Below are 1428 nucleotides of genomic sequence, written 5' to 3'. Positions count from 1 at the left end.
TGAGTCCACAAAACCCCTTGGGTGTTGTATGGTTAAGCCTCACGGGCAATTAGTACAGGTTAGCTCAATGCCTCGCAGCACTTACACACCCTGCCTATCAACGTCGTAGTCTACGACAACCCTTTAGGACACTTATAGTGCCAGGGAAAACTCATCTCAAGGCTCGCTTCCCGCTTAGATGCTTTCAGCGGTTATCGATTCCGAACTTAGCTACCGGGCAATGCCATTGGCATGACAACCCGAACACCAGAGGTTCGTCCACTCCGGTCCTCTCGTACTAGGAGCAGCCCCTTTCAATTTTCCAACGCCCACGGCAGATAGGGACCGAACTGTCTCACGACGTTCTAAACCCAGCTCGCGTACCACTTTAAATGGCGAACAGCCATACCCTTGGGACCGACTTCAGCCCCAGGATGTGATGAGCCGACATCGAGGTGCCAAACACCGCCGTCGATATGAACTCTTGGGCGGTATCAGCCTGTTATCCCCGGAGTACCTTTTATCCGTTGAGCGATGGCCCTTCCATTCAGAACCACCGGATCACTATGACCTGCTTTCGCACCTGCTCGAATTGTCATTCTCGCAGTCAAGCGGGCTTATGCCATTGCACTAACCACACGATGTCCAACCGTGTTTAGCCCACCTTCGTGCTCCTCCGTTACTCTTTGGGAGGAGACCGCCCCAGTCAAACTACCCACCAGGCACTGTCCGTAATCCCGATTCAGGGACCAACGTTAGAACATCAAAACTACAAGGGTGGTATTTCAAGGACGACTCCATCACATCTAGCGACGCAATTTCATAGTCTCCCACCTATCCTACACATGTAGGTTCAATGTTCAGTGCCAAGCTGTAGTAAAGGTTCACGGGGTCTTTCCGTCTAGCCGCGGGTACACTGCATCTTCACAGCGATTTCAATTTCACTGAGTCTCGGGTGGAGACAGCGTGGCCATCATTACGCCATTCGTGCAGGTCGGAACTTACCCGACAAGGAATTTCGCTACCTTAGGACCGTTATAGTTACGGCCGCCGTTTACCGGGGCTTCGATCAAGAGCTTCGACCGAAGTCTAACCCCATCAATTAACCTTCCGGCACCGGGCAGGCGTCACACCGTATACGTCATCTTACGATTTTGCACAGTGCTGTGTTTTTAATAAACAGTTGCAGCCACCTGGTATCTGCGACTCTCGTCTGCTCCATCCGCAAGGGACTTCACTGATAAGAGCGTACCTTCTCCCGAAGTTACGGTACCATTTTGCCTAGTTCCTTCACCCGAGTTCTCTCAAGCGCCTTGGTATTCTCTACCCGACCACCTGTGTCGGTTTGGGGTACGATTCCTTACAATCTGAAGCTTAGAGGCTTTTCCTGGAAGCATGGCATCAATGACTTCACTACCGTAGTAGCTCGACATCGTATCTCAGCGTTAA

Annotated in this window: 1 rRNA gene; it reads right to left on the bottom strand. The window is 51.6% G+C overall.

The window, feature by feature from the left end:
• Positions 1–28: 28 nt before the first annotated feature.
• Positions 29–1428, bottom strand: a 23S ribosomal RNA gene (locus L3V36_RS23785); the annotation flags it as partial.

The sequence above is a fragment of the Vibrio sp. G-C-1 genome, from assembly GCF_021728015.1.
Lineage (GTDB): Bacteria > Pseudomonadota > Gammaproteobacteria > Enterobacterales > Vibrionaceae > Vibrio > Vibrio splendidus.
This window is presented reverse-complemented; position numbering and strand designations above follow the sequence as displayed.